At 69.0% G+C, this 16,889-nt stretch carries 15 protein-coding genes and 2 pseudogenes; 7 read left to right on the plus strand and 10 right to left on the minus strand.

All coding sequences use genetic code 11. The features are described 5' to 3' along the window. The first annotated feature begins 257 nt into the window (after positions 1 to 257). The 4 genes from ACFYWX_RS09555 (at position 258) to ACFYWX_RS09570 (ending at position 3,362) form a co-directional block, all read left to right on the plus strand. Entirely contained in the window at positions 258 to 1,013 is a 756-nt protein-coding gene (locus ACFYWX_RS09555; RefSeq protein ID WP_389423395.1) for an SDR family oxidoreductase, read from the plus strand. Positions 1,014 to 1,053: 40 nt separating this feature from the next. Further along, entirely contained in the window at positions 1,054 to 1,746 is a 693-nt protein-coding gene (locus ACFYWX_RS09560) for a TetR/AcrR family transcriptional regulator (RefSeq protein WP_358342372.1), read from the plus strand. 978 nt (positions 1,747 to 2,724) lie between these two features. Beyond that, positions 2,725 to 2,958, plus strand: a complete 234-nt coding sequence (locus ACFYWX_RS09565) for a type II toxin-antitoxin system VapB family antitoxin (protein WP_389423396.1) — start codon at positions 2,725 to 2,727, stop codon at positions 2,956 to 2,958. Continuing rightward, positions 2,955 to 3,362: a PIN domain nuclease gene (locus tag ACFYWX_RS09570; RefSeq protein ID WP_089101546.1), complete on the plus strand. Its 408-nt coding sequence runs from the start codon at positions 2,955 to 2,957 to the stop codon at positions 3,360 to 3,362. Before ACFYWX_RS09565 ends, ACFYWX_RS09570 begins: the two co-directional genes overlap by 4 nt. On the opposite strand, the gene ACFYWX_RS09575 is transcribed toward ACFYWX_RS09570, so the two are convergent. The 4 genes from ACFYWX_RS09575 to ACFYWX_RS09590 all read right to left on the minus strand — a co-directional run bounded on the left by ACFYWX_RS09575 (position 3,328) and on the right by ACFYWX_RS09590 (position 6,649). After that, complete coding sequence (locus ACFYWX_RS09575; protein WP_389423423.1) at positions 3,328 to 3,621, minus strand: NAD(P)H-binding protein; 294 nt, start codon at positions 3,619 to 3,621, stop codon at positions 3,328 to 3,330. The genes ACFYWX_RS09570 and ACFYWX_RS09575 overlap by 35 nt on opposite strands. Positions 3,622 to 4,130: 509 nt before the next feature. Continuing rightward, the gene (locus ACFYWX_RS09580) at positions 4,131 to 4,610 is read right to left on the minus strand and encodes a MarR family winged helix-turn-helix transcriptional regulator (RefSeq protein WP_389423397.1); all 480 of its coding nucleotides are present in this window, start codon (positions 4,608 to 4,610) and stop codon (positions 4,131 to 4,133) included. A 7-nt stretch (positions 4,611 to 4,617) separates the two neighbouring features. Continuing rightward, positions 4,618 to 5,679: an alkene reductase gene (locus tag ACFYWX_RS09585; protein WP_389423398.1), complete on the minus strand. Its 1,062-nt coding sequence runs from the start codon at positions 5,677 to 5,679 to the stop codon at positions 4,618 to 4,620. Positions 5,680 to 5,743: 64 nt separating this feature from the next. Beyond that, positions 5,744 to 6,649, minus strand: a complete 906-nt coding sequence (locus ACFYWX_RS09590) for an NADP-dependent oxidoreductase (RefSeq protein WP_389423399.1) — start codon at positions 6,647 to 6,649, stop codon at positions 5,744 to 5,746. Between the two features lie 966 nt (positions 6,650 to 7,615). Between ACFYWX_RS09590 and ACFYWX_RS09595 the strand changes: the two genes are divergently transcribed. Next, positions 7,616 to 8,680 (plus strand): LacI family DNA-binding transcriptional regulator, encoded by a 1,065-nt coding sequence (locus tag ACFYWX_RS09595; RefSeq protein WP_389423400.1) that lies wholly within the window; start codon positions 7,616 to 7,618, stop codon positions 8,678 to 8,680. On the opposite strand, the gene ACFYWX_RS09600 is transcribed toward ACFYWX_RS09595, so the two are convergent. The 4 genes from ACFYWX_RS09600 to ACFYWX_RS09615 all read right to left on the minus strand — a co-directional run bounded on the left by ACFYWX_RS09600 (position 8,643) and on the right by ACFYWX_RS09615 (position 13,376). After that, positions 8,643 to 10,043: a glycoside hydrolase family 32 protein gene (locus ACFYWX_RS09600; protein WP_389423424.1), complete on the minus strand. Its 1,401-nt coding sequence runs from the start codon at positions 10,041 to 10,043 to the stop codon at positions 8,643 to 8,645. The two genes, ACFYWX_RS09595 and ACFYWX_RS09600, sit on opposite strands and share 38 nt — an antisense overlap. Positions 10,044 to 10,048: 5 nt before the next feature. Beyond that, a complete protein-coding gene (locus tag ACFYWX_RS09605; protein WP_389423401.1) occupies positions 10,049 to 10,909 on the minus strand; it encodes a carbohydrate ABC transporter permease in 861 nt (286 codons plus the stop codon). 65 nt (positions 10,910 to 10,974) lie between these two features. After that, positions 10,975 to 11,970, minus strand: coding sequence for a carbohydrate ABC transporter permease (locus tag ACFYWX_RS09610; protein WP_389423402.1), 996 nt, complete (start codon positions 11,968 to 11,970; stop codon positions 10,975 to 10,977). Then, the gene (locus tag ACFYWX_RS09615; RefSeq protein WP_389423403.1) at positions 11,967 to 13,376 is read right to left on the minus strand and encodes an ABC transporter substrate-binding protein; all 1,410 of its coding nucleotides are present in this window, start codon (positions 13,374 to 13,376) and stop codon (positions 11,967 to 11,969) included. Before ACFYWX_RS09615 ends, ACFYWX_RS09610 begins: the two co-directional genes overlap by 4 nt. Positions 13,377 to 13,583: 207 nt before the next feature. Between ACFYWX_RS09615 and ACFYWX_RS09620 the strand changes: the two genes are divergently transcribed. After that, the gene (locus ACFYWX_RS09620; RefSeq protein ID WP_389423404.1) at positions 13,584 to 15,164 is read left to right on the plus strand and encodes a glycoside hydrolase family 32 protein; all 1,581 of its coding nucleotides are present in this window, start codon (positions 13,584 to 13,586) and stop codon (positions 15,162 to 15,164) included. A 220-nt stretch (positions 15,165 to 15,384) separates the two neighbouring features. Here the strand turns inward: ACFYWX_RS09620 and ACFYWX_RS09625 are convergent, their stop codons facing one another. Together ACFYWX_RS09625 and ACFYWX_RS09630 are read right to left on the minus strand one after the other, a co-directional pair. After that, positions 15,385 to 16,131: a fatty acid desaturase family protein gene (locus tag ACFYWX_RS09625; protein WP_389423405.1), complete on the minus strand. Its 747-nt coding sequence runs from the start codon at positions 16,129 to 16,131 to the stop codon at positions 15,385 to 15,387. Between the two features lie 47 nt (positions 16,132 to 16,178). Beyond that, a pseudogene (locus tag ACFYWX_RS09630) lies at positions 16,179 to 16,292 on the minus strand (cold-shock protein); the annotation flags it as partial. 334 nt (positions 16,293 to 16,626) lie between these two features. On the opposite strand from ACFYWX_RS09630, the pseudogene ACFYWX_RS09635 reads away from it, so the two are divergent. Then, a pseudogene (locus ACFYWX_RS09635) lies at positions 16,627 to 16,794 on the plus strand (amidohydrolase); the annotation flags it as partial. Positions 16,795 to 16,889: the final 95 nt, after the last annotated feature.

Below are 16,889 nucleotides of genomic sequence, written 5' to 3' on the forward strand. Positions count from 1 at the left end.
CCCGCACGGTCGCCAGCAGCGCCTCAGCTCCACCATCCTGCGGGGCCCCCGGCGGTCGGGAAGACCACCCTCGCCCGGCTCCTCGGGGACGGCAGCGAAATGGCCTTCGAGCCGGTGCCGGCCACCCTCTCCGGCGTGGCCGAACCACTCCAGACCATCGATGGTAAGTGGACCGACTTGCCTAAATGATGGTGCGGGAGCTACCTTCAGGTGGTGAGTCCATCGACTTACCTTCGACTCGGCAAGGAACAATCGACATGAATCGTCTTGCGGGCAAGCGCGCCCTCATCACCGGCGGCACGAGTGGGATCGGTCTGGAGACCGCGCAGCGTTTTATCGCGGAGGGGGCCGATGTGCTGGTCACGGGGGTCACCCCGGCCAGCATCGACAAGGCGCGGCGGATCCTCGGGGACAAGGTGCCGGTGGTGCAGGCCGATGCGCGCGATCTCGATGCGCAGCGCGGCCTGGCGGAGCGGGTGCGTGAGCATTTCGGGGAGCTGGACGTGGCGTTCCTGAACGCCGGCGTCTCGGACTGGAGGCCGTTCGAGGACCACACGGAGGACAGTTTCGACCGGCTCTTCGACATCAACGTCAAGAGCGTCTTCTTTCTCACGCAGGCCCTGGTGCCCGTGCTGGCCAACCCGTCCTCGGTCATCCTCAACGCGTCCAACAGCGCGCACGGCGGCTACGGGCAGTCGAACGCCTACGCCGCGACGAAGGCGGCTGTCGGCTCCCTGATGCGGTCGTGGAACGCGGACCTTCTCAGGTCGCACGGCATCCGGTTCAACGCGGTCAGTCCCGGCCCGGTGGACACTCCGCTGTATTCGAAGCTCGGGATCGAGGATCCCGCGCAGCAGTCGGCGGTTCTGGAGGCGATCAGCTCCGGCATTCCCCTGGGGCGCATGGGTCTGCCCGAGGAGGTCGCGGAAGCCGTCGTGTACCTGGCCTCCGATGTCTCCGCCTTCGCTGTGGGCCAGGACCTTATCCTGGACGGTGGCCAGACCGTTCTCTGACAGCGAGGATGCGGCTGGGAGACGGGCGAGGGGCGTGGGTATGTCGGTGGCGGACCGTGACCGAGCGGAAACCGGTGGCGATACGTGTCAGGCCGGGTATCACGCGCAGATCAAAGCGGAGAACCGCGCGCGCATCATCCGCGCCGCCCGCGACCTCTTCCTCGCCCGGGGATACGACAAGACTTCCCTGGCCCAGATCGCCAGGGAGGCCCGCGTCTCCACCGGCACCCTCTTCAAGCGGTACCCCTCCAAGGCCGCGCTGTTCGCGGCCGTTACCTCCGAGCAGTGGCAGCTGGATGTGCAGTACGCCGAACCGCCCCCGCCCGGTGATCCCCGGTACGGTCTGGACCACATCGGCCGCGACTACGCCTGCCTGGTCTCGCGGCCCGGCACGGCGGCGCTGTGCCGCCTCATCATCACCGAACTTCCCCAGATGCCGGAACTCGCCGACATCGTCGGCACCGGCTTCGCCATCGACCGCGGACCCTTCTTCGACCGGCTCCGCGACTACCTGGACGCCGAAGCGCAGGCCGGCACGCTCGACTTCCGTTCGGCCGACGGACAGACCCAGCCGGCATCCGCAGTGGCCGAACAGTTCCTCGGCATGATCTGCGGCCAGCTCCTGTGGCCTCAACTCGTACGGACCGACTTCGTCCCGCCCGACCCCACCGACACCACGATCGTGGACGAAGCCGTCGCCCTCATGCTCACCCGCTATCGCACCGGATCCTGAACCCCGGATCACCAGTTCACGCTGCCAGGACCCCGATACGTCGCTGCGTCGGCACCCGACGTAGCCGGTCCCGGTTCAGCCTGTGCCTCGGCTCCTGCGCTGACAAGCTCTCCGCGAGGGCCCTCGCGTCGGACTCCAGCACTGCCCGGCCAAATGTCGGGGACGATTCCTGCAGCACCCTCGCTGCTTACGTCAAGGCGCTCGGCGGCAAGTTGAAGATCGTCGCTGACTTCGGTGATGAGAGCTACGTACTGGGCTGACCCGATCGACGCGCCGCTACCCAGGTCGATGGACAGTCCGGTGGGCGGGATCGCCTCGTGACGTCAGGGATGATGCTCCACCCCGGTGGCCTGGAATGGAGCATCATCGCGTCGGTAAGGGACTCCGCTGCGCGAAGGGTTCCAGCCCCTCGGCTGAACAGGGCGGACGCGGCTGCTGCTGGGGCAAGTGTCCAACTCATCGACCCCTAGGGGCCATTGAGGGGCCACAAGGACAGGAACAGACCGACAAGCACTGCACAGGGCTGACATAGATCAGCACGCCTGGCCTGCAAGAACGGTGTGAATCGGCACTGATCGGCAAGGATCGCCATGATCCTCAATGGACTCATGATCCGTCGGCCGTGGGTTCGAGTCCCACCCGCCCCACCACTCGCTACGCGGGCAGAAACCTTCTGACCAGCAACTTTTCTGGCTGGCAAGTGAGTCGAGGGATGCTGACGGCGCGTTTTAAGGCGCGCTTCATGATCGGCAGGACAGATTCGGGACGCCGATTCCGGTCAAGTCGGACATGGGGTCCATGGAGTGATTCGCATGAGGTGAGGCGCCCCTGCTGACCGCCCTGGACCGGGAAACGGTTCGGATGGAAATGCCTCCACAACCTGCACACCCCCTTGAATGGCCTGTCTGTGATCGGTGGCTGTATTCAATGTCGGCGATGTATCGTGATTGCATACATCGTGGATGTTGGAGGTGTCCGGTGTCCGTCACGCAGATTGATCTCGACGACGAGGCCCTGGCCGAGGCTATGCGGCTCATGGGTGCCACGACGAAGAAGGAGACGGTGAACGCGGCTCTTCGGGACTACGTGGCACGGATCAAGAGGCTGGAGGCCGCGGAGAAGCTGACCGCGCGAGGTGCGCGTGGCGAGTTCGAGCAGGCCGCAGCGGCGCATGACGCCGAGAAGCGTGCGCGACGCGAGGCCTTCGAGTGATCACGTACCTGGTGGACACCTCGGCTCTGTGGCACCTGTTCCGCACCCCGGGTGCGCTGCGCCCCTGGGAGGGACACATCGCCGCCGGGGTGTTCCACCTCTGCGAGCCGACGCGGACCGAATTCCTCTACTCGGCAACCAGCCCGTCTCACCGAGACGAGCTGGCAGAAGAACTGGACGCGCTCTGCCTGCTCTCTCCGGTTCCGAAGAACGCCTGGCGTTGGGTCGACACCGCCCAGTACAAGCTGACCCAGCGGGGCCAGCATCGGGCGGCTGGAGCGATCGACCTGTTGGTGTGCGCGACTGCTGTGCACCATGGGCACACTGTTCTCCACGTGGATAATGACTTCGCGACAGTGGCCGGAGTCCTCAAGGAAGTTCAGCAGCGAGACGCACGAGTCTGATCACCCTGCGTGCCCGGGGCCGACTAACGGGTGCCGCCACCCGGTACAGCCCGACTGAGTTATCCCCGCATACGCGGGACCCATACCTCGGGATGTCGTGCGCGTTCTTGCCGCCGCGGGTGTAGCCGGCAGCGGTGGTGATGACGGCATCGGCGCCGTTCATGGCGGCGACGAGCGAGTCGAGGTCGAGCATGTCGCCGCGGGCGATCTCGACACCCCGGTTTTCGAGCCTGCTCGCGTCGGTGGTCGGCCGGACCAGGGCGCGGACTGGTGGGCGGGGTAATGGTGGTCGCGGGAGGCGGGCGCCGTCGGCCCGGGTCGCTCAGGGGGGTTGGCCTGTGGTGGGCGGATCCGCGGCGCGGGTCACCGGCGGCCTGCAGGAGCTCGCGGGGGTCGAAGGCGGCCCGGACGCGGGTGATGCGGCCAACCTTCATGCGGGCCGGACGGCGACGGGGAAGGGCTCGCAGGCCCCGCGGGTGTCGCCCTGGCCCCGAATGAGTTCCGTCCTGCCTCCACCGGGACAGCTCGCGCTTGCCCCTCACACTGAGGCCCGTTCACCCCGGTTCTCCCCGAGGTACGGGAGTGAACGGGCGGGTTCCGCCACATCCGCCGGCTCGGCTCGCCGGGTCTTCTTCCGACAGTCGGGGAGCCTGGCTCCGTTCAGCATGGGCCTTCATGGGTCGAGTGCGCTGCGGCACTGTCGCCTTCGCGGGAGCGCCGGAAACGATTCGCCCCCCAGGCCGGAACCGGGGTGCAGGCCGAGGGGAGTTACTCGGACTCTCCCGCCGCAACGTCACGGCTGTTGATCGCGTCGGTGATGGCGTAGGCGATACGGACGAAGGACTCTGCCTGCTGCGCCGACAGGTCCCGCGCGGAGGTCTCCTCCAGGGCCCGCCACATGGCAGCGATGGGCTCGCGCAAGGCACGGCCCCTGTCGGTGAGGTGGACGACCATGACGCGCCGGTCGTGTTCGGCCGGCTCGCGCACGAGCAGGCCGGCGTCCTGCATGCGGCGCAGGGACTTGGAGACGGTGGAGTGGTCCAGGCCGACGCTTTCGAGCAGTTCGGACTGGGTCTGGCCGTCCCGGTCGAGAAGTTGCATCAGCAGCAGTTCCTGTCCGGGATGCAGGTCCATCTCGCGGAGCATGGCGGCGGCGCGGGCGCGGTGAGCGCGGGCGAGCTGGAAGATCGCGTAGCTCATCGGCCCCTCGCCGGCCGTGGAGGGGGTGCGGTGTGTGGGGGCGGGCATCGGTTCCTCAGACGGTGTGGGTGGGGTAGTCGGTGTAGCCGGCCACTCCGCCGCCGTAGAAGGTCGCCGGGTCGGGGGTGTTCAGCGGCGCGTCAGAGCGTAGCCGCTCGACCAGGTCCGGGTTGGCGAGCGCGAGGGCACCGACGGAGACAAGGTCGGCCGTGCCGTTGTCGACGTCCTTGGCGCGGGTGGGCAGGTCGGTGCCGGCCCGGTTGAGGATCAGCGTGGTCGGCCACAGCGCGCGCAGGGTGCCCAGCAGCTCCTCGTCGCCCGCGTGGAGGATGTGGAGGTAGGCGAGGCCGAGCGGGCTGAGGGCGCGCAGGAGCGCCGGATACAGCTCGGCGGTGTCGGACTCGGCGATGTCGTTGTAGGGGTTGCCGGGGGAGATGCGCAGGCCGGTGCGGTCGGCGCCGATCTCGTCGGCCACGGCAGCGGCGACCTCGACGGCGAAGCGGATGCGGTTGTCGATGGAGCCGCCGTAGCGGTCGGTGCGCTGGTTGGTGTTGTCGGCGAGGAACTGGTGCACGAGGTAGCCGTTGGCGCCGTGGATCTCCACGCCGTCGGCGCCTGCCGCGACGGCGGCCGCTGCGGCGCGGCGGAAGTCGTCGACGGTCGCCACGACCTCCTGCGTCGACAGCGCACGGGGCGCCGGCATCTCCTGGGGCCCGGACGCGGTGAACATCGCGCCCTGCGGCTGGATCGCCGATGGGGCGACCGGCTGACGGCCGTGAGGGGTGTTGTCAGGGTGGGAGATGCGTCCGGTGTGCATCAGCTGGATGACGATCCGGCCGCCGGCCGCGTGCACGGCGTCGGTGACCTTGCGCCACCCGGCGATCTGATCGTCATTGTGGATGCCGGGGGTGAGGAGGTAGCCCTGGCCATCGGTGGAGGGCTGGGTCCCCTCGGTGATGATGAGCGCGTGCGAGGCCCGCTGGGCGTAGTACTCGGCGTTGAGCTCGGTCGGTATGCCTTCAGGCGTGGAGCGGTCACGGGTCATGGGGGCCATGACCAGGCGGTGCGGGAGGGAGATGTCGCCGACGGTGGTCGGCGTCCAGAGGGCGTTCAGCATGAGTGGTCCTTCGGTGCGGTGATGGCCAGGTGGTGATCGGAACAAGAGGGAATGGCGGGCGTGATCAGTCGAGGGTGAGGACGAGCTTGCCCCGGACATGCCCGGCGTCGCTGATCTGCTGGGCCGTGGCGGCCTGATCGAGCGGGTAGGCGGTGACGGTGGTGACGAGCTTGCCGGTCGCGGCGTCCTGCGCCAGCGCGGCCAGGCGGGCGGCCGAGCGTTCCTGGCCACCGCTGGAGAAGGTGATGCCGAGCTGGTGCGCGCGGAAGTCGGCGATGGTGACGATGCGCTCGGTGCCGCCGCGCAGGGTGATGGAGTCCTCGAGGGCTCCCTTGCCGGCCAGGTCGAACACCGCGTCCACGCCGTCGGGGGCGAGCGTCCGGACCCGTTCGACCAGGCCCTCGCCGTAGAGGGTCGCGGTGGCGCCGAGCGAGGTGAGGTAGTCCTGGTTGGCGGGGCCGGCGGTGGCGATGACGCGTGCTCCGCGGGCCGTGGCGAGCTGGACCGCCAGGGTGCCGACCGCTCCGGCCGCGCCGTGCATCAGCACGGTCTCCCCGGCGGTGACGCCGAGCAGGTCCAGGACCCGCTCGGCCGTCTCGGCGGCCACCGGCAGCGCGACCGCGTGCTGCCAGTCGAGGCCGGCGGGCTTGGCGGCCACGGTGGTGGCCAGCGCGTACTGGGCGTACGAGCCGGTGTCCGACCAGCCCAGCACCTCATCGCCGACCTGCACGTCCTGCACGCCCTCGCCGAGGGCGTCCACCACGCCGGCGAGCTCGTGACCGGGGACGGAGGGGAGCGGCGTGGGGAACGCGGCCTCCAGTGCCCCAGAGCGGATCTTGCCGTCCAGCGCGTTCAGCCCGGCCGCCTTGACGCGGACGCGAATCTGCCCGGGGCCGGGCTGCGGGACATCGATGTCCGCCTCGTGCAGCACTTCAGTGTCGCCGAAACGGTCGAACAGGATGGCTTTCATGATGGCTCCTCTCATGTCGCCACCCATTTAGGTGGCTGGACACATAATCAACGTAACAGCAAACATGTGGCTAGCCAAGTATTTGCTGTCGCTCGGGCTGCGCAAGATCGACCGCGGTCGCATCGGTCTCCTCGGGGTGGTGGTCGAAGCGGGAGGCGCTCCGCCGGAGCGCGCCTTCCGCAGCCAAGGGCTACGTCGACTGGAAGCTGGACGACCGGGCCGGCCAGCCCCTAGCGGTGCGCGGCTTCCTTCTGGTTCGGGCCCGGGTCGGCTCGCGGTTGGCCGCCCGGGCAGCCTCCAGCTCCGCGTCCCTCTCCTCCAGCCGCGCCAACAGCTCGGTCTTCGCCTGTTCCGGGCGGGAGTCCTGACGCCCCCGTACGGCCCGACCTGGTTGCGGAGTTCCCTGCCGATGAGCAGTCATCCAGGGTCAGTACCGCCACCCGCCCGCTTCCTGTGCTTGCGCGACGACCTCACAGGCCACCAGGGTTCGCCCTTCGGTAGCTGACGGAACTCGGGTCGCCCTTCTCGCGGAGCATGTGGCCGAGCGCCTGAACGGCTCCTCGGCAAGGAATGGGGGCAGCGCGTCGTCGGCAGAGCAGGCGTACGCGGAGCATCTGAAGCGAATCGATGGAGAGGACGGGGCACGATGACTGATCACCTCAAGGACCCGCAGGCCGTCTCCTGGGGAGACCTGGCGGTTGCGTCCTGAGAAGTGGTGTACGGACTCCCACCCGCCCCACCATGCAGGTCCGTTACCTGCGGAAACGTCTCAGCGGGCGTGCGGATTCAGGACTTCGAGCCACGGGGCTGAATCCGCTGCTCGTGAGTCCAAGTCCGTTTCCGTCGGCCTTAGTTCGAATCGCTCCGACCTGCGCAGATGGGTGTCCCATTCGGTCTGCGGCGGGCTCCGCAACATCTCCCGCGGGTAGGCTTTGCCTGATCAGGCAAAGTCGGCGGGGACGAGGCATGGGCGGGGTCGAGAAGACGCGAGGTGGCGGGGCTGAGCGGGCGACCTCGCGGGATGTCGCCCGGCTTGCCGGGGTGTCGCACACGGCCGTGTCCTTCGTCTTCAACGGGCGTGCCCAGGGCAACCTCTCCGCCGAGACGCAGGAGAAGATCCGCAAGGCAGCCGTACAGCTCGGCTACCGGCCGAACGCGGTCGCCCGTGGCCTGCGCCGGCGTCGTACCGCCGTGATCGGTCTGGTCACGGACGAGATCGCCACCTCGCCGTTCGCCGGGCGGCTGCTGCGCGGGGCCATGGACACGGCGTGGAACAGTGAGCATCTGGTGCTCACCGTCGACTCCGGGCAGGACCCGGTCACCGAGGACGCGGCCGTCGCCGAACTGCTCGACCGGAGGGTCGACGGGATCATCTACGCCGCGCTGTCGCTGCGCCGCGCCCGAGTCCCGGAAGGGCTGCACCGCACGTTCGCCGTGCTCGCCAACTGCCTCCCCGAGGACGGCTCCCTCCCCGCCGTCATCCCCGCCGAGCGGGCCGGTGGCCGCAGCGCCGCGCGCGTCCTCCTCGACGCGGGCCACCGCCGTGTCGCCCTGGTGGGTGGCCTGGACGACATCGCGACCGCGGAACGGCTGCGCGGCTTCCGTGACGCGCTGCGGGCGGTGGGGCTGACCGCCGAGAAGGACTGGCTCCTGCGGACGGGAGGGGAGATCTCCGCCGGGTACGAGGGAGCGCTGCGGCTGCTGGACGGTGTTCCCTCCGACCGGCGGCCCACGGGGATCGTCTGTTACAACGACCGGGTCGCCGCGGGCGTCCTCCACGCCGCCGCGCGCCTGGGCCTCGACGTGCCCGCCGAGCTGTCCGTCGTCGGCTATGACGACCAGGAACACATGGCGGCTTTCCTCAGCCCGCCCCTCACCACGGTCGCTCTGCCCCACCGCGCGATGGGAGAGACGGCCGCCCGCCTGCTCCTGGACGCCATCGACAGCGGGACCGCGCCGCCCGTCACGACCCGGCGGCTGGAGTGCCGGGTCGTCATGCGGGGCTCGGTGGGACCAGCTCCCAGCCCGTGACCTCGACGGCCGTCCCCGACACAGCCAGCTCCGCGACGTCGTCGCCGCGTCGGTACACCCGTTCCGTGGCCGTCGCCCGGTCACCCGCGAACAGTTCCAGCAGGGAGCCGTCCACGAGGATCCGTACGGTGAGGGTCTCGCCCGGCGGGGTCGGCAGGACCAGGGGGGCCGTGCCGTCCGGGCGGGAGCGTGGCCAGGCCGTGCGGTCCAGGGTCACCGTGCCGGACGCCGGATCGAGTCGCACGGTCAGTTCGGCCCCGGACGTGGCCCGCAGCAGACTCACGGTCGCCGCTGAACGGGCAGTCACCAGCAGGTCGTACGCGAGGGGGAGTGGCCGGTGCGGTCCTGGTGCGGCCGTGAACGGGACGGCCGCTCGCAGTAGTTCGAGCTCCGGAGCCGGTACGACCCGTAGCGTGCCGTCCTCGTGGGTGTCCATCACCCGGGGTGCCGTGAGGACGCCGGACCAGCCCGCGCGGTCCACCTCCTCGCGAGGGCGGGACTCCCAGGACCAGCCCCAGAGCAGGGCGCGGCCGGACTCCGTGTCCTGGAGGACGGAGGGGGCGTAGAAGTCACGGCCGAGGTCGAGGGGGCCGCCGCCCGTACCGGCCGCGAACCTCGGTCCACCGTCCGCCTGCTCCACCAGACGGCCCGTGACGTACGCGGTGCTCAGCGGGTCGCCGTCCCACAGGGCCACCGCCAGCACCCAGTCGCCCCCGGGGGTCGCCCACAACTGCGGGCACTCCCAGCCGATCGCCCGCGTACCGAAGGCGCGGGCCGCCGCCGGGTCCCGGCCGTCCAGCAGGACCCCGGCGAACCGCCAGTCGTACAGGTCCTCACAGTCGTACACCAGGACGGACGGGGTGCCGTCGGCGTGGCCGGCGCCCACCAGCGCCCAGCGGCGTCCGGCGAAGCGGAAGACGAAAGGGTCCCGGAACATCGTCACGTCCAGGCCGGGTGGTGGGCCGGCGACCACCGGCACCGGGAGTTGCTTCCACTTCTTGAGGCCGTCGTCCTCGGTCACGGCGAGACAGATCGCGCTCAGGCCCTGGTGGTCGTGGTCGATCCCGGAGTACACCGCTGTCGGTACACCACCGTCGTCCACCACGCAGCCGGACCAGCAGCCCGCCTCGTCCGGGCCGTCGGGCGTGGGGCGCAGGGCGATCCCGTGGTCGTCCCAGTGGGCGAGGTCGGGGCTGGAGGCGTGGCCCCAGTGAACGTTCGTGTGCACGGGGGCGTCGGGGTTGTGCTGGTAGAAGAGGTGGTATCGATCGCCCCAGCGGAACGGGCCATTCGGGTCGTTCATCCAGTTGGCCGACGGGCGGACCCTGAAACGCGGGCTGTTGTCGTCGGTCGACCGGCTCACGGAACTCAACGATTGACTCCTGCGGATGTGATGCCCTCGCGCAGAGGGCGCTGGCCGACGACGAACACGACGACGGCGGGGAGCATGGAGAGGACGACTCCGGCGAGGACGACGGAGATCGAGCCGGTGCCGAGGTTGCCCTGGAGGGAGACCAGGCCCAGGGGCAGCGTGAGGTTCTCGGTGGAGGTTTCGAGGATCAGCGGCCGGAAGAACTCGTTCCAGTGGTAGTTGAAGGCCAGCACGCCGACGATGGCGAGACCGGGCGCCGCCAAGGGGGCGTACACCGACCGGAAGACGCGCCACGGACCCGCGCCGTCGATCATCGCCGCCTCGCCCAGGTCCTTCGGCATGCCCAGGAAGTACTGGCGCATCAGGAAGGTGCCGAAGGCCGTCGGGAAGGCCGGGACGATGAGGCCGAGCAGGGTGTCGGTCAGACCCATCGTCTTCAGTTCCAGGAAGACCGGGACCATCGTGACCTGCAACGGCACCATCATCGTGGCCAGGACCAGCGCGAACAGCGGCTTCTTGAAGCGGAATTCGAGGCGGGCGAAGGCATAGCCCGCCAGGCCCGCGGTGATCATCTGGCCGGCCGCGATCAGCGCGGTCACCAGGGTGGAGTTCAGTGCGTACAGCCAGACGTCGATCTGGTCGAAGACCCCGCGGTAGGCGTCGACGGTGGGGTCCGTGGGGATGATCTTCGGCGGCAGGTCGAAGGACTCCGCCGGCGTGCGCAGGGACGTCGACACCGTCCAGATGACCGGGCCGAGCGTCAACAGGGCGCACAGCGCCAGGCCTGCGATCCGGCCCCAGGGCGCCAGGCCGTGCCGTACGCGTGACGCGGTGGGGCTCGTGCGGGGACCCGGCATCGAACCCGATACCGAATCCGATACCGAACCCGAGAGGGAACTCGTACTCATCTGACTCACCCGGCTCACTGGTAGTGGACGTAACGCCGGCTGAGCCGGAACTGGAGAGCGGTGACAGCCATGATCAGGACGAAGAGCAGGACGCCCACGGCGGACGCCTCGCCGAAGCGGAGCTGCTCGAAGGCCGTCTCGTAGATGACCATCACGACCGTGCGTGTGGAGTCGCCAGGACCACCGGCCGTGAGAACGTACGGCTGCTCGAAGACCTGGAGGGCGTTGATGATGCCGACCACGGACGCCACCAGCAGCGTGGGCGACAGCAGCGGCAGGGTGATGGCGAGGTGTTTGCGTACCCCGCTCGCGCCGTCCAGCGAAGCCGCCTCGTGCACCTCCTTCGGGATGTTGTTCAGGCCGCCGACGAACAGCAGGAACGAGAAGCCGAACTGCTGCCAGACGTACGCCAGGACCACGGCCGCCATCGCCCCGTTCTCCGAGGTCAGCCACGGGACCGAGGGGATACCGACGGTGCCGAGGAGCCAGTTCACGGGGCCGAAGTCCTGGTTGAACAGGTACTTCATCACCACCGAGATGGACGCGGCGGACAGCACCAGCGGGAAGAAGAACGCCGAACGGAACACGGACCGCAGCCACTTGGGCATCCGGCCGTTCACCGTGATCGCCAGCACGAGCGCGATCAGCAACTGGAGTGCGACCGCGAGCACCATGAAGACGAGCGTGTTGCGGAAGGAGACGAGGACCGTCGAATCGGTAAGGATTTCTCGGTAGTTGGCCGCTCCGGCCCAGCGCGGGTCCTCGATCACGTCCCACTGGAAGAGGCTGAGGACGACCGAGCCGACGATCGGTACGACCGTGAAGACGACGATGCCGACGACGGTGGGCGCGAGGAACAGTACGGCGAGGAGGCGGGTGCCCCGGGTGCGGATGGTGGTGGCGGCCGTGGACTCGGATGCCTTACGGGTCTGACCGGTCCTGCGGTTCCCGCGGCTCTTGCGGGTGCGGGCGGACTCCGGCCCTACGGGCCTGATCTCGGTGTTCGTCACACTTCACGCTCCATGGCCTTCTCCAGGTCCCCCTGCAGCCGGCGCAGCGCGGGGCGCACCGCGCCGGGGCTCGCAAGGGCGGTTCCCGTGTGCTTGATCAGCAGCTGCTCGACCTCGTTGACCTGCGGCGGGGCCGGGATCGGGCCGGTGGTGGGGATCTTGTCGAGGGTGTCGTAGAAGACCTGCCAGTGGGCCGGGCCGGTCTCCCGGTAGCGGGCCTCGTCGACCATGGAGCGGCGGGCCGGAGTGGTCTGGTTGGCCGCGAAGAGCTGGGTCATCACGTCCTTGCGGGCGGTGTACTTGATGAACTCCCAGGCCTCGTCCCGCATCTTCGACGTGCGCAGCATCGCGTACCCGGCGGCGCCGAACTGGTGACGCCGGGTACGCCGGCGCGGGAAGTACCGCACGTCGTAGTCGGCCGGTTTCATGCCCGCCTGATGCAGGCCGCCCGCCCAGAAGCCGCCCGCGGGCGTGACACCGACGCGGCCGGTGGAGAAGACGCCGACGAGGTTGCGGCCGTCGCCGCCCTCCGGCCGGGTGCACAGGTCCTCCTGAATGAGGGAGGAGAGGTAGTCGTAGACCTCCGCGACGCGGTCGGAGTCGGCCAGGGGTGTCGTCCACCGGTAGCCGCCGCCCCGGCCGCGCCGCTGTGCCTCGGGATAGAAGGAGTTCCAGAGCCAGTCGCCGCCGGGGGCCTTGGACTCGGTGAGGAGGTTGGTGTCGTTGGCGAAGAGCCAGGGGACCACTCCGCCCCACAGCCGGTTGGTCCAGAAGTACGGGGTGAACCGGTCGCCGTTGCTGCGTTTCATCGCTCGCAGCAGCGTGGTGAAGTCGTCGTGGGTCCAGTCGTCGTCGGGGAGGTCGGCACCCGCGCGTTCGAGGACCCGGTTGTTGAGGTACATGTCGGCCGCGTTGAACTCGACCGGCAGCTGGTAGAGGCTCCCCTCGTACATCATCGACTCGACCAGCGAGGGGTGGACGTCGGCGAAGTACTCGCGCAGTTCGGCCGCGTCCCGCTTCGCCCACCTGTCCAGCGGTACGCCGAGCCGCTGGGCGAAGAGCTGCACGCCCTCGGTGGCGACGTACACGAGGTCGGGTGCCGTGCCCGCGGCGATCTGGGTGAGGATCTTGGAGAAGAAGTCCGACCAGTCGTAGGCCTGTACGGGGTTGATGCGGATCCTGATGTCGGGGTGGACCTCGCGGAATCCGTCGCGCAGGGCGCGCTGCGCCTCGGGGTTGAAGGCGGAGCCCAGGGTGGCGATGACGAGCGAGCCGTCGTCCCGGCCGGGGATGTCGGCGCCGGTGAGGCGGTCCCAGCCGGCCGCGACACCGGCGAGAGCGGCGGCTCCGGCGCCGTACGCGCCGTAGCGCATCAGGGCCCGTCGGGAGAGGAGCGAGTCGGTCATCGGCGAGCCTAACTCGTGTTAGCCGAAGGGTGATTTCACGATGATGAGAACCCGTTGCGGCTCTGTCAAGGGATGTGGGCGGGTGCGAAGTTACGTGAACGGACGACGCGCGAAGGCTTGACCTTTAACGAGTTAGGTGTACGGTTCCGGCCACATGAGCCGTGTCCCGACAACGACGTCGGGGAAGGGAGCCGCACGATGCGTGGCATGAAGAGGAGTTCGCTCGGCCCGGGGGAGACCCTGTCCAGGCGGTCGCTGCTGACGGCCTCGGCCGTCGGCGCCGCCGGTGTTCTGCTGCCGGACCTCGTGAGACCGGCGGTGGCGGTGCCCCGCGAGGCGGCGGCCGCGTGCACGGGCAGCTACCGCGCCGAGTACCACTTCACGGTCCCCGACCAGTGGATGAACGACCCGCAGCGCCCGATCTGGATCGACGGCGAGTACCACTACTACTACCTCTACAACCCCGACTACTCGACGGGCGGCACGGCGGCCGGCACCACCTGGCGCCTGGCCACCAGCACCGACCTCGTCTCCTTCACCGACCGGGGCATCGCCGTGCCGAAGGACACGACCCCCAACGGGGATGTCTGGTCCGGCTCGGCGGTGGTCGACACGGACGACACGGCGGGCTTCGGCGCGGGCGCGGTGATCGTCCTCGCCACCATGGCGCCCGACGACGTCACCCAGGCCCAGTACCTGTACTACTCGACGGACGGCGGCCGCACCTTCACGAACCACGGCACCGCCCCGGTCCTCCCCAACCCCGGCGTACGGGACTTCCGCGACCCCAAGGTGATCCGCGACGAGGAGCGCGGGCGGTGGGTGATGGCGCTCGCCGAGAACGACAAAGTCGGCTTCTACCACTCCGCCGACCTCAAGGCGTGGACGTACGTCGGCGGCTTCATCAAGGGCGGCATCGGCGTCCTGGAGTGCCCCGACCTGTTCCGCATCAAGGCGGAGGACGGGACCTGGAAGTGGGTACTGGGCGTCAGTGCCAACGGCACGGGCTCCGGGCTGCCGAACACGTTCGCCTACTGGACGGGTTCCTTCGACGGCACGACCTTCACCGCGGACGGGGCCGATCCCCAGTGGCTGGACCACGGCTGGGACTGGTACGCGGCGGTCACCTTCGAGAAACGTGACGCGAACGGGGCCCTGGACCCGGCCGCACGGTACGCGATCGGATGGATGAACAACTGGGACTACGCGAACACCACGCCCACGATCCGGTGCGACGGCTTCAACGGCACCGACTCGATCGTCCGCGAGGTGCGGCTGAAGATCGCTTCGTCCGGTACGTACTACCTGGCGTCCCAGCCGGCGGCGGCCCTGGACGACCATGTGGCACGCACGGTGAACCTCGGCGACATCACGGTCGACGGCACGCGACTGCTCGACTACACGGGTACCGCGTACGAGCTGACCTGTGACATCACCTGGGACCAACTGGTCGGCGCTGGGCTTCAGCTGCGGCGGTCGTCGGACGGTGGGCGGCACATCGACGCGGGGATCTACAGCGACTACGCCTTCGTCAACCGCGGTTACACCGTCAGCCCCGACACGTCCGGCCGCCGGCAGGAGAGCCGGACGCCCTTCGACCTGTCCGCCCGGACGGTCCGCCTGCGGATCCTCGTCGACCGCACGTCCGTCGAGATGTTCGTAGGCGACGGCCGCTACGTGCACTCGACCGAGGCCTTCCCCGACCCGTCCGACACGGGACTGGCGCTGTTCACGATCGACGGGCAGGCGGTGTTCCGGAACACGGTGATCCGGGAGTTCAAGGTCTGACCCGACGTGAGTGGGTTCGAAACCACCTCCGCGGCGGCGTGATCGCTGACAGCCCGGTGTTCCCTGGCCGCCCGGAGGCGGTGTCAGGACGCAGCTGGGACGAAAGGAGTGGCCGTCAATACACCACTCCAGCCGACGTGACCTGATCCATCCGGTGTGGCGGGAACCGCGCGAGAAGCCGCAGTCGGCCCAGAGATGAAGGGCACGGACGACGAAGTGATCAGTACTCCAGCTCTGGGCGCAGCGGGCCGCCGACCGCGTGGAGGTGCCGCAGTACCTCGGCGTAGGAGTTGAAGAGCCCGGTCTCGTAGTACGCGATGCCGTGCCGGGCACAGTACGCGCGCACGAGTTCCTGGGAATGGCGCAGGCTGGGCCGCGGCATGGAGGGGAACAGGTGGTGTTCGATCTGGTAGTTGAGCCCGCCGAGTGCGAAGTCGATGAACCGTTGGCCACGGATGTTGCGTGAGGTCAGTACCTGCCGGCGCAGAAAATCGATCTTGTCATCGTTGGCGAAGATGGGCATGCCCTTGTGGTTCGGGGCGAACGAGCACCCCATGTAGAGCCCGAACAGCCCCTGGTGCACGAGAAGGAAGCACACGGCCTGGACGGGGGACAGGACCAGGAACAGAGCGGCGAGGTAGCCGCCGAGATGCGCCGTCAACAGTCCCGCCTCGGCCAGTTTGGTCGCCCGCGAGGTCGTGGCGCCGGTGCGGTCGAGCAGGGCCCGTATGCCGGCGACGTGCAGGGCGAGTCCTTCCAGGAGCAGCATCGGGAAGAACAGCCAGGCCTGGTGCCGGGCCAGCCATGCGTACGGTCCGCGACGGACGCGGGCGTGGTCCCGGGTGAAGGCGATCGCGCCGTCGGCGATGTCGGGATCGCGGTCGACGTGGTTGGGGTGGGAGTGGTGCCGGTTGTGCTTGGCGATCCACCAGCCGTAGCTGAGGCCGATCAGCAGGTCGGCGTGCACGCGGCCGAGCAGGTTGTTGACGCGCTTGGAGGCGGCGATCTGGTGGTGCCGTCGGTGTCGATCGCCGCGTGGTGGACGAAGATGTCGGCACCGTCCTCATCAGGGGCGATGGAGCCGAAACCCTTCTCCGCGTTGAACCACTTCACGGTTCCTTGAGCCATGTGATGTCTCCTTCGAGACGGCGAGTAGTTCGGAATGCGCGCGATCATGCGGTCCCGGGCTGTTGGTCGCCAGCCGTCGAAGAAAACCCCGAAACGACGAAACGCCCGCTGTCAGAACTCCGCGGGCGCTTCCACGTTCGCAAACTTCAACTACAACCACTCGCCACAACGTCCGGTTCGCCGAGAAGGTCCCGGATGAGCCGGGAAGGGCTCGGTGACGCCCCGGCGGTTCGGCTCCGGGTCCGGCAACCGGCACGTGCCGGGTCCGGAGGGGAGTGCGGTTGCGACACCGAGCGCACCTCGCACGCCGTCATCGGTTTCGGCGTCGCCCCTGGAGTTCCTCGGCCTCGCCGAGCGCTACGGGGAGGTGCGGCTGGACACGACGATGGCGTTCACCGACTTCACCGAAGCGTTCATGCCGTTCCCCCGCCGGGCCCTGCCCCGGCTGGCCGGGCTCGGCGACCGCATCCTGCTCGGCTCCGACTTCCCCAACATCCCCTATCTTGATCTTTAACCTGTGCGGCGGGGCCGTGGGGTAGTCGACTTCTTCGCTCGCTGTTTCGCTGGCTGCGTCTTGCGGGATGTGTGCACGTCGTG

The sequence above is a fragment of the Streptomyces sp. NPDC002888 genome, from assembly GCF_042888465.1.
In the GTDB taxonomy this organism is placed as follows: Bacteria; Actinomycetota; Actinomycetes; order Streptomycetales; family Streptomycetaceae; genus Streptomyces.